Below are 16339 nucleotides of genomic sequence, written 5' to 3'. Positions count from 1 at the left end.
GCTAAACCAAACCGAGCAGGCAAAAAAGAACCGATCAAGCTTTGCACGCCATTGTGAACGCCTTCAAGCCTGTTATCCTCGCCTATGCAATAACTCACAAGGCTGTCTTATGGTTTCGCGCGTCATTCCTGTTGATGATTTTGATCTGGTGATTTTTGGCGCCACGGGGGACCTTGCGCGGCGCAAGATTTTGCCCAGCCTGTTTCGCCGGTTTCATGCGGGGCAAATGCCCGATCAGGCGCGTGTCATTGGCGCGGCGCGCTCGGAGCATGACGAGGCAAGCTTTCGGGCCTTTGTTTTGGAGGCCCTAAAGGAGTTTGCCCGTGTGAAGGGGGCGAAACTGTCTGATTATAAGGCGTTTGTGGCGCGGCTGGATTATGTCACGCTTGATGCGCGGGGCAGCGAGGGCTGGGACGCTCTCAAGGCGCTCTGCAACAGGGGGGCGACACGGGCGTTTTACTTTTCGGTCGGGCCGAGCCTCTTTGAAGACCTTGCCAAGCGCTTGCACAAATACGGGCTGGCGGGGGAAGAAACCCGTATTGTTGTGGAGAAGCCCTTCGGGCGCGACCTGGCAAGCGCCAAGGCGCTCAACGCGGCTTTGGCCAAGCATTTTGACGAGAGCCAGATTTACCGGATTGATCACTATCTTGGCAAAGAAACCGTGCAAAACCTGATGGCTGTGCGCTTTGGCAATATGCTCTTTGAGCCGCTGTGGAACAGTCAGTATATCGATCATATCCAGATCACAGTGGCCGAAACTGTCGGGGTTGCGGGGCGCGGCGAATATTATGACCGCGCGGGGGCCATGCGCGATATGGTGCAAAACCACCTTATGCAGCTGTTGTGCCTGATTGCGATGGAGCCGCCAGCGCGGTTTGAACCTGCGGCGGTGCGCGATGAAAAGCTCAAGGTGATCCGTGCGCTGGAGCCTGTCGGGCCGCAAGACTACGTGCGCGGGCAGTATGGCGCGGATGAGGCGCGTGTGAGCTATTTTGAGGATGTCGGGGCTGAGGACAGCGCAACCGAGAGCTTTATCGCGCTTAAGGCGCATATTTCGAACTGGCGGTGGGCGGGGACACCGTTTTATTTGCGCACGGGCAAGCGGCTCAAGGCCCGCGCGAGCGAAATTGCTGTCGTGTTTAAGGACACGCCGCATAGTATTTTTGGCGATGATGCGGGGCGGCACCGCAATATTCTGAGCATTCGTCTGCAGCCCAATGAGGGGATCGAGCTTGGTGTGACCATTAAGGAGCCAGGCCCCGGCGGGATGCGGCTGATTGATGTGCCGCTGGATATGAGCTTTGCCGAGGCGCTTGGGCCTGATGGCGAAGACGTGCCTGACGCCTATGAGCGGCTGATTATGGATGTGATCCGTGGCAACCAGACCTTGTTTATGCGCGATGACGAAGTCGAGGCGGCTTGGCGCTGGACCGATCCTATCATTGCGGGCTGGGAAGAGCGGCGCGAGGCACCGCTACCTTATGAGCCTGACACGGCGGGGCCGGATGATGCGCTGATGTTGATGCACCGTGACGGGCGGCGCTGGAGGGAGATTAAGGAATGATTTTAGAGACTTACCCTGACGACGATCTGCTGTTTATGGGGGTGGCGAACAGGCTCGCGGGCGAACTTGAGAATGTGCTTTTTCACGCGGAACGCGCAAGCTTTGTGGTTCCGGGGGGGAGCACGCCGGGGCCGATTTTTGATGCGCTCTGTGCGGCGGATATTGACTGGTCGCGGGTTGATGTAATGTTGTCAGACGAGCGCTGGCGGCCTGAGGTGCACCTGCGCTCCAATGCGCGGCTGATCCGCGAGCGGCTGTTGCAGGGCCGCGCGGCGGCGGCTGTGTTTCATCCCTATTATACGGGCGCTGCACGCCCTGACGAGACTTTGGCGGAGGTGGAAAGCACGATTTTGCCTTGCTTGCCGATCTCGGTTTTGCTGCTTGGGATGGGCGCGGATATGCACACGGCCTCGCTTTTTCCGCGGGCCAAGGGGCTTGATGTTGCGCTGAGCGACGAAACGAGCGCGCTTCTGACGCCGATTGAGGCTGACGGTGAGCCTGAACCGCGCGTCACCTTGACGGCCAATGTGCTCAATGGGGCTTTGAGCAAACATCTGGTGATCATCGGGGCGGACAAGCGCGCCGCCCTTGAGCGCGCGGCGACACTGCCGCCCGAAAAAGCGCCTGTGAACGCGATCCTTGAGGGCACGACTGTGCATTGGGCGCCATGAGGGCGGCGCAGGTTGCGGCTGAGTGGGCGCGGGTATTTACGCTGGGCAAGGCGCGCGGCAAGATTGCCGATCTGTTTGAGGCGGATGCGGAGCGGGCGGAGCGCTTTAGCCGCCGTGCCTGTGGGATGCTTTATGACTTTTCCAAAACGGCGCTGACTGAGGAGAGCTTTGCGGCGCTTCTGGAGCTTGCCGAGGCGGCCGAGGTGCCTGCTGCGCGTGAGGCTATGATGCGTGGCGACAAGATCAATACAAGCGAGGGGCGGGCTGTTTTGCATACGGCATTGCGTGCGGGGCCTGACGCTGTGATTGAGGTGGATGGGCAGGATGTGATGCCCGAGGTGCGGGCCACGCTGGGGCGGATGGCGGCTTTTGCGCGCGAGGTGCGGGCAGGCGCGATCACTGATGTGGTAAACATCGGGATTGGCGGATCAGACCTTGGGCCGGCGATGGCGGCGCTGGCGCTTGCGCCTTACAGCGACGGGCCGCGGCTGCATTTTGTCTCCAATATTGACGGGGCGCATATTCATGACGTTTTGAAGGGGCTGAATGCGGCGAGCACGCTTGTTCTGGTGGCCTCCAAGACCTTTACCACCATTGAGACCATGACCAACGCCGAGACGGCGCGGCGCTGGATGGCCGAGCATGGCGGAGAGCCTGCGGCGCAGTTTGCCGCGATTTCGAGCGCAGAGCAGAGGGCGGCGGCCTTTGGTATTCCGGCAGAGCGTGTGTTTGGCTTTGAAGACTGGGTTGGTGGGCGCTATTCGGTCTGGGGGCCGATTGGCTTGAGCTTGATGCTGGCGATTGGGCCTGAGGATTTTGCTGCGTTTCTGGCGGGGGCTGCGGAGATGGACAGCCATTTTGCGCAGGCACCGCTGGCTCAAAACCTGCCTGTGATCCATGCGCTTGTCGGGCTTTGGCATCATCAGGTTTGCGGGCACAAAACCCGCGCGGTGCTGCCTTATGATCAGCGGCTCGCGAGGCTGCCTGCCTATTTGCAGCAGCTTGAAATGGAGAGCAACGGCAAGCGTGTAAGCAAGACGGGCGAGGCGCTGGCCTTTGGCTCGGGGCCGATTGTCTGGGGCGAACCTGGCACAAACGGGCAGCACGCGTTTTACCAGCTTTTGCACCAAGGCACGCAGATTGTGCCTGCGGAGTTTTTGGTGGCGATGCAGGGCCATGAGCCAGAGCTGGCCCATCATCACGCGCTTTTGGTGGCGAATTGTTTGGCGCAATCACAGGCTATGATGCTCGGGCGCGACCACGCCGAGCTGCCGCGCGTTTTTGAAGGCAACCGGCCCTCTGTCACCATGGCTTATGAGAGGCTGACGCCAAAGATGTTGGGGCGGATCATTGCGCTTTATGAGCACCGTGTTTTTGTTGAGGGGGTGATCCTCGGGATCAACTCGTTTGACCAGTTTGGCGTCGAGCTTGGCAAGGAGCTGGCGACGGCCTTGCAGCCTGTTCTGGCGGGCGCGGAGGCTGATCTTGACAGCTCAACCGCGCAGCTTGTGGCGCTTTACCGCGCGCATCAGGGCTAGATATCGAGTTCGAGCCAGACGGGCACGTGGTCTGAGGGCTTTTCGCGGCCGCGCAGCTCGGCTTGAATTTCGCATTTGACCATAAGGTCGGCGCATTCGGGGCTGAGCAGGAAGTGGTCGATGCGGATGCCGTTGTTGCGCTGCCATGCGCCTGCTTGGTAATCCCAGAAGGAGTAGTGCCCGCCGCCTTGGGTCTGGGCGCGAAAGGCCTCGGTGAGGCCAAGGGCGAGCAGGCGGCGGAAGGCCTCGCGGCTTTCGGGCAGGGCGAGGGCGTCTGCGTGCCAGCTTTCGGGCTTGGCGGCGTCTTCGTCTTGGGGAATCACGTTGTAATCGCCGGCCATGAAGAACGGCTCTTCCAGCGCGAGCAACTCTTCGGCGCGTGTATGAAGCCGCTTCATCCACGCGAGTTTGTAGTCATATTTCGGGCCTGGGACTGGGTTGCCATTGGGCAGGTAGAGGCCGCAGATGCGCAGGGCTTTTTTGCCGATCACGGTTGCTTCTATATAGCGGGCCTGCTCGTCTTCAGCGTCGCCTGCGAGGCCGCGGGTGATGTCTTCGAGGGGCAGCTTGGACAGGAGCGCGACGCCGTTGAAGGACTTTTGGCCATGGGTTTCGACCTGATAGCCGAGCGCTTCGATCTCTTCGCGGGGGAAGGCTTCATCGACAGATTTGATCTCTTGGAGGATCGCCACATCGGGGGCGTCGTCCTTGAGCCATGTCAGGAGCGTGTCGATGCGGGCTTTGACGCCGTTGATGTTGAATGTTGCGAATTTCATGGGGCCTGCCTGCGCTTGTGATGGCTCAGGTGTAGCCGAAGAATCACCGCGCCGCCAGAGCTTGAGCTTGGCAAAAATCAGGGATGTGCTGTGCTGTGCTGTCTGGGGGCAAGGCTTGTTGTTAGTCTTGAGATATCAACAGACCATAAGGAAGAAACTTTAATATCAATGGGTTGTGAAGCGTATTTGAATGCAACCTTAAGGAGAATAATACTTCTTGAAAAACAACCATAGGTGGTTAATCATGAGGCCATGACAACCTGGAGGGAACCAAATGTCTGCACTTCGTAAAACACTCACACTGCACTCTGACGTCACTGAAATGAGCCTCTTTGACGGCGGGGGAACCGAAATGACGATCTGTTGTTCTGAGCCACGCGGCACAGATATGACGACCGGTGACGCCACAGGCACATATATCTGTTGCTCAGATCCTGCCGGCTCTGACGCCATGATGGGCGATGCAACGGGCGCATATATTTGCTGCTCGGAGCCGACAGGTTCGGACGCTATGGCAGGGGAAGCGGTTGAGCTATTTATCTGCTGCTCTGACGATTGAGCATTGAGGCCCGAGCCTTAGGGCTTGGGCCTTTGCGCGGGCGGCAAGCCTGCTGCCAACACAAAACTAAAGAATGAGGCAAGGTGATGGGCACTGTTATTCAACTGGATTTTTCAAAGCCTGTCCCGCCTCAAGACAGCCAGCAAACGGCGCTCGCGCAATGCTTTGCCCGTCACCGCCGCATCGGGGATGATGTGTTCTGGCTTAAGGAAAATGCCGAATTTCTGAATATTCACGAAACCTCTGGTCAAAAGCTCAGTGCGCAGGCTTTGAGCGCCTATGAGGTGTTTTATAATGATGTTGAAAACCGTCTGAGATTTTTTCCGCAATATTACCGCTTTTTGCTCTCTATTACGCTCGATCTTGAGGCGCTTGGCTTTGAGGGCGGGAAAGGGGCACAGCTCTGTGACTGGGCGCATAGGGCGCAGCTTGTGGATGCGGAGCTGAGTGATTTGCAGCGGGCCGAGGCGGCGCGGCTTTTGGCGCGGGGCGGGATTGGGCCGCTGGCGCTGGAGGGGGCATTGAGTGCGCGGCTGCGCCGCTTTATCTCCCATAGCGCGACATTTTCGCTGCCCAACAAGAAGGCGGCTTATGAGCTGACGCATATTGTCTTTTATCTGAGCGATTATGGCCGCCGCGACCCTGATATCGGGGCTGAAGCGGTGCGCAGCCTTATGTTTGCGGGGACGCTGGCGCTGATTGATGAAAACGCGGATTTGCTGGCCGAGGTCTGCCTTGCTTTGCGCGCGGCGCGACAGCCTGTGCCTCGGGCGTGGGAAGCTTGGGTAGAGGCCGTTGGTCTGCGCTTTCAGGTCACGGCGGAGGCAAGCGCGCCGATTGACGACTATCACGAATACCTGACCTGCAACTGGCTGGCTATGGCGTCGGGGGGGGCAAGTTTTGTGCAGCAGATGTCGCCTGAACGGATGATTTTTCGCAAATCACACGGGCATCACGGCGTCTTGCGCGCACTTTCGGAGCATCTGTATCAACTGGCGGACCGTCGCCATGAAGACTGGCTGGCGATGCGTCGCGATCTTGAAGGCACGCTTGGGCATGAGGCCTATGCACATCTGTTGACCGCAGAAGCGGCTTACCCCGAATTTGACCGGTTTTTTGCGCATTTTGCGCGCGCGCGCGGCTGATTTATTTGGGGGCGGTCTACATAGAGAAGGACACGCCACACCCGCAGGAGCTTGAGGCGTTGGGATTGTCTATCACAAAGCGCGCGCCGATCAGCTCTTCGACATAGTCGATCTTGGCCCCTGTGAGGAAGGGCTGGCTGACTTCGTCAATCACCACTTTTTCGCCTGCGCCCTCAAGGACAAGGTCTTCGGCCGTCGGCTCATCAAGCTTGATCTCGTATTGAAAGCCCGAACAGCCACCGCCTTCGACAGCGACGCGCAGGGCCTTGCCCTCTTTGCTGGCGCCAATAACGGCGAGTTGTTCAAAGGCTTTGGGAGTGACGGAGGGCGGCACGAACATAGGCGCGGATCCTTACGGGCTAGCGGGTTTACCTAATGGCTTGATGCAATATATATGGGGCGAAACCAGCGGCGGCAAGGATGAGACGCGATGCAATTTGAGATGGCCCCCTTTGCCAGCCGCCCCGAAGACACCCGCGGGCGGCTCAACCCCGAAGGGGAGAGCGCGTTTCGCAGTTGTTTTCAGCGCGATCGGGACAGGATTATCCATTCCAGCGCCTTTCGCCGTTTGAAACACAAGACACAGGTTTTTCTGGAGCATGAGGGCGATTATTACCGCACGCGGCTGACCCATTCGATTGAGGTGGCGCAGGTGGCGCGCACGATTTGTGGCGCGCTTGGGCTGAACTCGGAGCTGACCGAGGCGGTCGCGCTGGCGCATGACTTGGGGCATACGCCTTTTGGCCATACGGGCGAGGACGCGCTTGACGCTCTGATGCAGCCTTATGGCGGGTTTGATCACAATGCGCAGGCGATCAGGATTGTGACCTCTCTGGAGCGGCATTATGCAGAGTGGGACGGGCTGAACCTCACGTGGGAGTGCCTTGAGGGGATCGCAAAGCACAATGGACCAGTGCTTGCGCCTGTGCCCTACGCTTTGGCGGGCTATAACGCAGAGCATGACCTTGAGCTGCACACCCATGCCAGCGCCGAAGCACAGGTTGCGGCGCTGGCCGATGATATTGCCTATAACCATCATGATATTCACGACGGGCTACGGGCGGGGCTGTTTGAGGTTGATGACTTGCTGGACCTGCCGATTGTGGGAGCGTGTTTTGCCGAGGTAGATGCGCGCTATCCTGCGCTGGAGCCAGCGCGGCGACAGCATGAAGCGCTCAGGCGCTTCTTCGGGGTTCTGGTGGAGGATGTGATCGCGACGAGCCGTGCAATTGCCGCCGAGATTGCGCCCGCGAGTGCGACAGATGTGCGCGGGGCGGGGCGGCCTTTGGTCCAGTTTTCGCCAGCGCTTTGGGCTGATTTGAAGCGGGTGCGCGCGTTTCTGTTTGAGCGGATGTATCGCGCGCCGACTGTTGTCATCATGCGGGCGCGGGCGTCTCTGATTGTGGAGGGGTTGTTTGAAGGCTATCTCGCGACGCCCGAGCTTTTGCCAGAAGAGTGGCATGAGGCGCTCAACGAAGCCTTGGGAGACCGCACCGCAACGGCGCGCATTGTCTCGGATTACCTGAGTGGCATGACCGACCGGTTTGCCACTCAGGAGTATCAACGTCTGATCGGGGCGTTGCCCGACTAGGCCTTAGAAAGGGATTTCGTCGTCAAAGTCGGAATTGTTGCCCATTTGCTGAGGCTCGGACGGGCCGCCGAAACGATCGTCCTGACCGCCGCCATAGCTGCCGCCGCCCATGGAACCACCGCCACCATTGCCGCCGCCTTCGCCGCGCCCGTCGAGCATTGTTAACACGCCGTCATAGCCTTGCAGCACAACTTCGGTGCTGTAACGGTCGGCGCCAGACTGGTCTTGCCATTTGCGGGTTTGCAGCTTGCCTTCGACATAGACTTTGGAGCCTTTGCGCAGGTATTGCTCGGCGATGCGCACAAGGCCTTCCTGAAAAATGGCGACAGAGTGCCATTCTGTTTTCTCGCGGCGCTCGCCTGTTGATTTGTCTTTCCAGTTCTCGGAGGTGGCGATGCGCAGGTTGCAGACTTTGCCGCCGTTTTGGAAGGTACGCACTTCTGGGTCGCGCCCCAAGTTGCCGATGATAATGACCTTGTTTACTGAACCTGCCATGATGCGCCTTTCTGAGAATCTATTTGGTGTTTGACAGAGCTTACACCACCACGGCGGGGTTAATGAAAGCATAAAACTTGAGACAAATGAGCGGGAAACGGCGAATTTGGGCTGAAAGTCAAACGGGGCTGGATATTTGGGCCATATTCCGTATCGTGCCGCCATGATCTTGGGGGCGGGTTTATATGCATAAGTGGATGGTCTGTTTGACTGTTATGATGTTTTTGCTGCCGCTTGAGGCGGGCGCTGACTTGTTTGGGGCCAAGCACGGCACGTCACAGTTCAAATCCCAGACCCGTATTCTGGATACCCGTGCCAAGACGCAGTATTCCTCGTCTATTCGGTTGCAGCCTGCCAAGGTCGAGGCACCGACAAAATGGGGCCTTCAGGATTTTAAGCCCTATCAGGGCCGTCAGAAGGGGCCATATGTAAAAATGGCAAAGCAGGCGGCGCAGAAGCATGGTGTGCCTGTCGATCTGTTCTTGCGGTTGGTGCAACAGGAAAGCGGCTGGAACGCCAAGGCGCGCTCCCATAAAGGCGCTTTGGGCTTGGCGCAGTTGATGCCGGGCACCGCTCGCGCGTTGCGGGTCAATCCGCATGATCCATATGAAAATCTGGAGGGCGGTGCGCGCTATTTAAAGACGCAATATCAAGAGTTTGGTTCTTGGCGGCTGGCGCTTGCGGCTTATAATGCGGGGCCAGGGGCTGTGAAGAAATATGGCGGTGTGCCGCCGTTTAAAGAGACGCGCAACTATGTCAAAGTGATTTGGGGAAGCTGAGCGCTTCCCCTTTTTATGTCAGATGTTTGAAAGCTCTTTTTGATGGAGCCAGTCGGCGTGTTTGGGGGCCTTTTTGGTGCGGCTCCACTCCTCCAGCATCTCCCATTTGACGGCATCGAGCTTGGCAAGGAGCGCGTCTTCTTCGGGGTCCGGGCAGGCGAGCTCGACGCGGTGACCGTTGGGGTCAAAGAAGTAGATCGAGTGAAAGATCGAGTGATCTGTGAGCCCCAGAACCTCAACACCTTCAGCCTCAAGATGGTCTTTGAAGGCGAGCAGCTCTGCGCGACCTTTTACTTTGAAAGCAATATGTTGCACCCAGATCGGGGTGTTGGGGTCGCGGCCCATGTCGGGCTTGGTGGGAAGCTCGAAAAAGGCCAGAACGTTGCCGTTTCCGGCATCCATGAAGATATGCATATAGGGGTCTGGCTCATGGGTTGAGGGGACATGATCTTCGGCGATGGCGAGGATGAAATCCATGTTGAGCATTTTATGATACCACTCAACCGTTTCTTTCGCGTCGCGGCAGCGGTAGGCGACGTGGTGTATCTGTTCGATTTTCATGCAGCATTCCTTCTTTAGCTGGAATGCGGTTTTACGGTTACATTTGTAACCATCAAGAGAAAAGTTGCATTTGTAACCGTATGGGCGAAAAAAGAGCCGCGCGGTGGCGGCTCTTTACGGGTTATTCAGCCGCGAGCTTGATCACGGGTTCCATTTCTTTGAGGTCCGCATCGCTCAGGTGGCATTTGATCTGGTGCCCGTTGCCCATGTCTTTGACGGGGGGCACTTCTTTTTCACAGAGGCCGCCTGCGACTTTGCTTTTCCAGTTGCAGCGCGTCTGGAAAGGGCAGCCAGAGGGCGGGTTCATGGCGGAGGGGATATCGCCTTCAAGCACGATGTGCTTTTTGACAATGCTCGTATCCGCGATCGGAACCGCCGAGAGCAGCGCCTCTGTATAGGGGTGATAGGGCGGCGCAAAAACCTCGTCTGTGGTGCCCAGCTCGACCACATGGCCAAGATACATTACCATAACACGATCAGACAGATAGCGCACGATGCTCAAGTCGTGACTGATAAAGAGAAGCGTGGTCTTATGCTCGCGCTGGATCTCCATCAAAAGGTCGGTCACGGCGGCTTGAACAGAGACGTCAAGCGCCGACACAGGCTCGTCGGCCACCACAATGCGCGCATCGCCAGCAAAGGCGCGGGCAATGCCGACGCGCTGCTTTTGGCCGCCAGAGAGCTGGCGCGGCATACGCTCGGCAAAGGCGCGGGGCAGCTTGACAAGATCGAGCAGTTTGAGCATCCGCTCGCGGCGGTCGGCGTCGCTATCGCCGATGTCAAACACCTCAAGCGCACGGATGATCTGGCGGCCCACGGACATCGACGGGTTGAGCGTGTCAAAGGGGTTCTGGAAGACCATTTGCACATCGGCCACGGTCTTGGCTCCGCGCTTTTCAATCGGGGTGCTGCCGATGTTTTTGCCGTCGAGTTCGATCACACCGTCGGTGGCTGTTTCAAGGCCCATCAGGACTTTGGCAAAGGTTGATTTCCCGCAGCCCGACTCGCCGACGATTGCCAGTGTTTCACTTTCGCGCGCTTCAAAGCTCAGGGTTTCGTTGGCTTTGACCACGCGGGTTTCACCGCCCCCGAAGAGGGCATTGGCGGCAACCTCATAGTATTTCTTGAGGTTTTTCATAGACAAGACGACCTCACCGATCTCGCCTTTGGTCTTGGTGTCGGCGGCGACAAGGGGGGCGTTCCAATCTATCTCGTTGAATTTAACGCAGCGGGTTTCATGGGCACCGTCGGCATCTGCGGGGTGCATTGGAATAAACTCTTTGTCGCAGCGGCCTTCTTCGAAATAGTCACAGCGCGGGCCAAAGTTGCAGCCCTTTGGGCGCTCGTGGGGCAAGGGAAAGTTGCCTGGAATGGCCACAAGCGGACGGTCGTTTTTATTGGCTCCGGGAAGGGGAATGGAGCGGAAAAGCGCTTGTGTATAAGGGTGTTGCATATTGTTGAACACGGTTTCGATGTCGCCGCGCTCGACCGCTTCGCCCGAATACATGACGCAGATGCGGTCACAGGTTTCGAGCACGAGGCCGAGGTTGTGGGAAATGAACAGCATGGAAGTGCCGTATTTCTTGCCCAGATCCTTGACCAGCTCCACGACAGCCGCCTCGACCGTCACATCAAGCGCGGTGGTGGGCTCATCCAAGATCAGCAAAGAAGGCTTTGACATCAAGGCCATAGCGATCACGATGCGCTGTTGCTGGCCGCCTGAAAGCTGGTGGGGATAGCTTGAGAGCATACGGGCGGGGTCGGGGAGTTTGACGTCTGTGACGACCTCAAGGGCGCGGTTGTAGGCCTCTTCCTCGCTGACGCCTTCATGGATCATCGGCACTTCCATAAGCTGGCGGCCGATCTTCATGGCGGGGTTCAGGGAGGCCATAGGCTCTTGATATATCATGGCAATTTCGTTGCCGCGGATGTCGCGCAGCTCGTCTTCGCTCAGAGAGGCCATGTCGCGGCCCTTGAACTTGATACTGCCGCCAACGATATGGCCGTTTTTGCCCAGATCGCGCATGACGCCGAGCGCCACTGTGGACTTGCCGCAGCCTGATTCTCCAACCAAACCAACGGCTTCGCCCGGAGCGACCGAGACGGAGAAGTCCATCACAGCGGGGATTTCACGCAGGCGGGTGAAGAAGGAAATCGAGAGTTTGTTGATCTCCAGAATAGGGCCGTCATATTCGATTTTAGCCATTAACTTTCTCCCTAAGAGGCGCAAAACGGGGGGGTGAAAAGCGTGCACAACCCGTGCACAAAGCGTGCACCGCCCGAACGGGCTTTTGAGGGGTGTTTCGCGTTAACCATTTCGCTTTGTCCTTAACGTTATGTTCAGAATTGCAAGGCGGCGCGGCAGCCAGAGCCGCCGCGCGCGCGATTAGTCTTTGAGGCTTTCTTCGCGCAGACCATCGGCCAAGAGATTCAGTCCCAAGACGAGGGAGAGAAGCGCTATGGCGGGGGGCAGAGCAGGGTGCGCATAGATTGACAAAAGCTTGCGGCCCTCGTTGATCGTGCTGCCCCAGTCAGGAGATTCTGGCGGCAGGCCGAGGCCGAAGAAGCCCAAGGTGCCCAGAAGGATTGTGGTATAGCCGATGCGCAGACAGAAATCGACGATCAGCGGCCCGCGCGCGTTGGGCAGGATTTCCCAGAGCATGATATACCACGGGCCTTCGCCACGCGTTTGGGCGGCGGCCACATAGTCGCGGCTGTGGATATCGAGCGTAAGGCCACGCACGATCCGAAACACGGTCGGTGAGTTGACAAACACAACCGAGACAAACACCACGAGAACCCCAGGAGCTGGATTGAAGAAATCAAGCGGGCCCAGAATGTTGATCTGGCTGTCTGGTGCGTTGATCGTGACGAGATAGAGGATCGCCATCGGGATCAGAACCACCATGAGCCAGAAGCGGTTTTTGCCGGGGTCTGTCTGGAAGCGTGAGTTGATCAAAACGCCGCAGAAGATCAGCGGGAAGCTGAAAAGCACCACCGCCATGAATTGGGGCAGGCCCGTTTCGACAATCTCTGGTGTGACCAGAAGATAGAACAACAGGATCACCGGAAAGGCGATGATCAAGTTTGCCAGAAAGCTCAAAACCGTATCCAGCGATGCGCGGAACATCAGCACGAAGAGAACCGCGAGGAGCGCCGCCAGCAACAAAAAGTTGGCCATGCCGCCGCCGTATGCTGTGGCGAGGGCTGCGAGTGTGAAGATCACGGCTGTGCCGATCATGCCGAGGCTGCCTTTGCGCAGGGCCGGGCCTGAGAAGTAGCCTGCGGGCAAGCCCAGCGTGATGCCGACCATAAAGGCAAAGAGCGTGGCCAGCGGCGCGATCATGATCACAATCACCGAGCCTGTCACCACACGCGAGAAGACGTCACGCGCAAGGTTGTCACCGCCAAGGAGATAGAACGGGTAGGCCCCATCGGAGAGGTCGCGCAGGGGCGTACCCGGCACTTTGTTCTTCATGCCCGAGAGTTGCTCAAGCGGGCCATGTGTCGCGATCATGTCAAACAGGCCGTTGAAGGCGGCTGTGAAGACCCAGAACATCACCAGACCAAAGCCGAAGATGCCGACTGTGTTGTCAAACAGCTTGCCGTAGAGGCCAAGCTTGCGCTTGTAGGTGAAGGACAGCGAGAAGAGCACAACAAGGGCGATCCAGACTGGCATAAAGCGCATCACGATTGAGGCGAGGATGCCACGGCCTTGCATGGTTGCGATCCGCTGCTGCTGGGCGAGGTCTTCGCCTGTGGGCACAGCGGATGGGTCCATTGCGGCGAGCTGTTCGCGAAAGCCTGCGCCCGCAAAGAGGAGCGTATAGCCAAGCCATGCGGCCACTGTGAGGCCGATCAGCTTGAGCGAAAAGCCAAAGAGAAAGCCCATTGTGGCGGCGGGATCATCAAAGAAGCTGTTCATAAAGAGGCTGAGCATCGCGGCAAACAGCCCGAGAGCGAGCAGGCCGAGCAGGATTTTGCCAAGCACTTCCAGCTCCATGCCGCCGCTGAGGGCTGGTGAGAGGGCATTGTAGATATAGCCGATCCCGACGAGCAGCAGTGTGACCACGGCGATCCCGTTAAAGAGCGAGAAGCTGCCACGTGTCGAGCTGCCTGTCAGCGAGAGCAACATAGCGCAGAGGCCCGAGAGCACGCCGAGGGTTGCGAAGGCGGCGAGGAAGGTTCCGAAGAAGCCGGCATATGCGCCAAACCATGTAAGAGGTTCCATATTCAATATCCCTTACGAAATGCGAATGCGCGGGTTGAGGAAGACATAGCCAATATCGCTCACCAGTTGGGTGATGAGAACAACAACCACGGAGACGACCGAGACACCAAGCAGAAGCTCGATATCGTTGTTGCCTGCGGCCTGCACGAGCGTCCAGCCGAAGCCCTTGTAGTTAAAGAGCGTCTCGACAATGACCACGCCGTTGAGCAGCCACGGCAGCTGAAGCATGATCACTGTGAAGGGCGCGATCAGCGCGTTGCGCAGGGCGTGCTGCATGACAATATTGCGGAAGGCGACGCCCTTGAGGCGGGCGGTTCGGATATATTGCGCTGTCATGACTTCGGCCATGGAGGCGCGGGTCATGCGGGCGATATAGCCCATGCCATAAAGTGCGATGGTGAGCACGGGGAGAAAGAAGTTCTCGAAGTTGGCTGATTCCATGGCCGAAGTGGCTGTGCCTTTGAAGAGAGTTTTGCCCTCGATCAGCCCCGCGTCGGCAAGGATCGGCGAGAGGCCGAAGCGCGAGGAGGCGAGCAGGGCGATGAAGATCACGCCCGAGACATATTCGGGCGTCGCTGTGGTGGCGATTGAGGCGGTGGAGAGCGTGCGGTCGGTGCGCGAGCCTTCGCGCATCCCAGCGAGCACGCCAATCAGAAGAGCGGAGGGCACCATGAGCACCATGACCCAGAACATCAGCTTGGCGGTGAGTGAGAGGCGGGTGCTGATGATCTCGGTGACCGGCTCTTTGAAAACAGTCGAGTAGCCCCAGTCGCCTTGAAGGATGCCACAGAATGTCGGCGCATTGGCAGGGTCAACGCCCGGGCGCAGGCAGCGGCCTGTCATTTCGCCCTCGGCATTCACGCCTGTGAAGCCCGGCGCGAGGCCAAGCCATTCGGCATATTTGCGGGGTAAGGACTGGGTATAGCCGCGATTGTCGAGCCAGGAGGAGACCTGCGCATCAGACATCCGCATATTGCCTTGGGTTTTGGCGAGCTTCTCCAGATTGGGATAGAGATTGGTCAGAAAGAAGACCACGAAGGTCAGGCAGAGCGCTGTGAGCAGCATCACGCCAAGCCGTCGAAGGATGAATAGTCCCATTTAGGTTCCCCTGTTCTGGGTGATGTGCTGTGCGGCACATCTGCAAAATTGGGCGCGCGGGGCGCTGTGTGAGAAAAAAGGAATGTCTGAAACACTCGAAAGGCAAAGATCGGAACCTGTCTGAGGCTGTGCAGGCGTGCGTAAGGCAACACCGGCTTGAGCCGCGCAACTGTCGTGCAGCATTTGTCACTCCCTTTTGTGTTAAGGTCACGCTGCATTGGCGCAGTCTTGTCCCTTAACCTCCCCATAACCACATATTTGCGCCCCTCGCGTCAATGGGAAGCTTTAATTATTTTTGTGATTTTGCGACGTGTTACTGATGCAAAAGCGACATGGCGCTGTGTTGGTGTGGGGTTGATCTGAAAGACTATCGCCGCATCACCCCAAGGGAAGACTGTGCCAGCCGCCCATGCGGGCGCGAAACCAGGTGCGCTGACGCTTGGCGTATTGGCGACTGGCGATAATGGCGCGGGCGCGGGCCTCTTTGAGGCTGATCTCGCCTTTGAGATGGGCGATCAGCTCGGGCGCGCCGATGGCTTTGGAAGAGGGGTTTTGGGGCGACCATTGGGCAAGGTTGGCCTCGGCCTCGGCGAGCGCGCCTTGCTCCAGCATGAGATCAAAGCGGCGCTCGATTCGGGCGTTGAGCCAGTCTTTGTCCGCTTGCAGAACGATCGGCTGTGCCGCGGTGAGGGGCAGATCAGGCGCGGGCGTTTCGGCCTGCCATGTGGCGAGGGTGCGGCCTGTGCTTTGCAAGACCTCATAGGCGCGCTGGACCCGCATCGGGTTTTGCAGATCAATCTTGGCGGCGGTGGCGCCGTCAAGGGCGGCAATCATCTCGGCCAGGCCTTCGGGCGTTGCGCGCAGGGCATCGGCCTTGGCGCGCACCTCGGGCGACGTGGGGGGAATCGCGGCAAGGCCCTCTGTCAGAGCGGCAAAGTAAAGGCCCGTGCCCCCGACAATGATCAGGCGCTGGCCCTGCGCGCGAAGAGCGCGCACCTCGGCGAGCCATTCTCCCACAGAGTAGGGATGGGTTCCTGCGACATGGCCATAGAGCGCATGGGGCGCGCGCGCCTCTTCCTCGGCGCTTGGCCGCGCGGTCAAAACGCGCCAGTCGGAATAGACCTGAAGCGCATCGGCATTCACAATCAGCCCGCCGTCTGCCTCAGCGATCTGAAGCGCGAGGGCGGATTTGCCTGAGGCGGTCGGACCTGCGATGAGCACGGGCGTTTCTGGCGATATGGCGGATAGCTTGAGCATGAGCCTGCCTTTAGCGCAGCTTGAGGGCGGGGCAAAGCGCGCTTTTTGACTTGGCCGCGCGCTTCGGGCGTTGC

General features: G+C 58.6%; 15 protein-coding genes. 7 read left to right on the top strand and 8 right to left on the bottom strand.

The features are described from left to right. The first annotated feature begins 109 nt into the window (after positions 1-109). Genes zwf through pgi form a run of 3 tightly spaced genes read left to right on the top strand, consistent with a single transcriptional unit; the run spans position 110 to position 3773 of the window. Positions 110-1564 (top strand): glucose-6-phosphate dehydrogenase, encoded by a 1455-nt coding sequence (zwf, locus tag ACTF58_RS00890; protein ID WP_438990072.1) that lies wholly within the window; start codon positions 110-112, stop codon positions 1562-1564. After that, positions 1561-2235 carry a 6-phosphogluconolactonase gene (gene pgl, locus ACTF58_RS00885; protein WP_438990071.1) on the top strand — a complete coding sequence of 225 codons (675 nt, stop codon included), beginning with the start codon at positions 1561-1563 and terminating at the stop codon, positions 2233-2235. Before zwf ends, pgl begins: the two co-directional genes overlap by 4 nt. Next, the gene (pgi, locus tag ACTF58_RS00880; protein WP_438990070.1) at positions 2232-3773 is read left to right on the top strand and encodes a glucose-6-phosphate isomerase; all 1542 of its coding nucleotides are present in this window, start codon (positions 2232-2234) and stop codon (positions 3771-3773) included. The genes pgl and pgi overlap by 4 nt, the downstream gene beginning before the upstream one ends. Here pgi and xth read toward each other — a convergent pair. Further along, positions 3770-4549, bottom strand: a complete 780-nt coding sequence (gene xth, locus ACTF58_RS00875; protein ID WP_438990069.1) for an exodeoxyribonuclease III — start codon at positions 4547-4549, stop codon at positions 3770-3772. The two genes, pgi and xth, sit on opposite strands and share 4 nt — an antisense overlap. A 274-nt stretch (positions 4550-4823) precedes the next feature. Between xth and ACTF58_RS00870 the strand changes: the two genes are divergently transcribed. Together ACTF58_RS00870 and ACTF58_RS00865 are read left to right on the top strand one after the other, a co-directional pair. After that, positions 4824-5108, top strand: a complete 285-nt coding sequence (locus ACTF58_RS00870; protein ID WP_438990068.1) for a hypothetical protein — start codon at positions 4824-4826, stop codon at positions 5106-5108. 86 nt (positions 5109-5194) lie between these two features. After that, positions 5195-6253, top strand: coding sequence for a DUF6902 family protein (locus ACTF58_RS00865; RefSeq protein ID WP_438990067.1), 1059 nt, complete (start codon positions 5195-5197; stop codon positions 6251-6253). Between the two features lie 16 nt (positions 6254-6269). Here ACTF58_RS00865 and ACTF58_RS00860 read toward each other — a convergent pair whose 3' ends face one another. Continuing rightward, on the bottom strand, positions 6270-6593 hold the full coding sequence (locus ACTF58_RS00860) for a HesB/IscA family protein (protein ID WP_438990066.1): 324 nt from the start codon (positions 6591-6593) through the stop codon (positions 6270-6272). 90 nt (positions 6594-6683) lie between these two features. Between ACTF58_RS00860 and ACTF58_RS00855 the strand changes: the two genes are divergently transcribed. Next, positions 6684-7844: a deoxyguanosinetriphosphate triphosphohydrolase gene (locus tag ACTF58_RS00855; protein WP_438990065.1), complete on the top strand. Its 1161-nt coding sequence runs from the start codon at positions 6684-6686 to the stop codon at positions 7842-7844. 3 nt (positions 7845-7847) lie between these two features. Here the strand turns inward: ACTF58_RS00855 and ssb are convergent, their stop codons facing one another. Then, on the bottom strand, positions 7848-8339 hold the full coding sequence (ssb, locus tag ACTF58_RS00850) for a single-stranded DNA-binding protein (RefSeq protein WP_438990064.1): 492 nt from the start codon (positions 8337-8339) through the stop codon (positions 7848-7850). Positions 8340-8524: 185 nt separating this feature from the next. On the opposite strand from ssb, the gene ACTF58_RS00845 reads away from it, so the two are divergent. After that, on the top strand, positions 8525-9118 hold the full coding sequence (locus tag ACTF58_RS00845; protein ID WP_438990063.1) for a lytic transglycosylase domain-containing protein: 594 nt from the start codon (positions 8525-8527) through the stop codon (positions 9116-9118). Between the two features lie 18 nt (positions 9119-9136). On the opposite strand, the gene ACTF58_RS00840 is transcribed toward ACTF58_RS00845, so the two are convergent. The 5 genes from ACTF58_RS00840 to miaA form a co-directional block, all read right to left on the bottom strand. Beyond that, positions 9137-9679, bottom strand: coding sequence for a VOC family protein (locus tag ACTF58_RS00840; protein ID WP_438990062.1), 543 nt, complete (start codon positions 9677-9679; stop codon positions 9137-9139). 121 nt (positions 9680-9800) lie between these two features. Then, positions 9801-11885, bottom strand: a complete 2085-nt coding sequence (locus ACTF58_RS00835; RefSeq protein WP_438990061.1) for a dipeptide ABC transporter ATP-binding protein — start codon at positions 11883-11885, stop codon at positions 9801-9803. Between the two features lie 180 nt (positions 11886-12065). Next, a complete protein-coding gene (locus ACTF58_RS00830) occupies positions 12066-13910 on the bottom strand; it encodes an ABC transporter permease (RefSeq protein WP_438990060.1) in 1845 nt (614 codons plus the stop codon). 12 nt (positions 13911-13922) lie between these two features. Continuing rightward, positions 13923-15008 carry an ABC transporter permease gene (locus ACTF58_RS00825; protein WP_438990059.1) on the bottom strand — a complete coding sequence of 362 codons (1086 nt, stop codon included), beginning with the start codon at positions 15006-15008 and terminating at the stop codon, positions 13923-13925. Between the two features lie 378 nt (positions 15009-15386). Next, positions 15387-16265, bottom strand: coding sequence for a tRNA (adenosine(37)-N6)-dimethylallyltransferase MiaA (gene miaA / locus ACTF58_RS00820; RefSeq protein ID WP_438990058.1), 879 nt, complete (start codon positions 16263-16265; stop codon positions 15387-15389). Positions 16266-16339: the final 74 nt, after the last annotated feature.

This window comes from Lentibacter sp. (genome assembly GCF_965657785.1).
Classification (GTDB): domain Bacteria; phylum Pseudomonadota; class Alphaproteobacteria; order Rhodobacterales; family Rhodobacteraceae; genus Lentibacter.
This window is presented reverse-complemented; position numbering and strand designations above follow the sequence as displayed.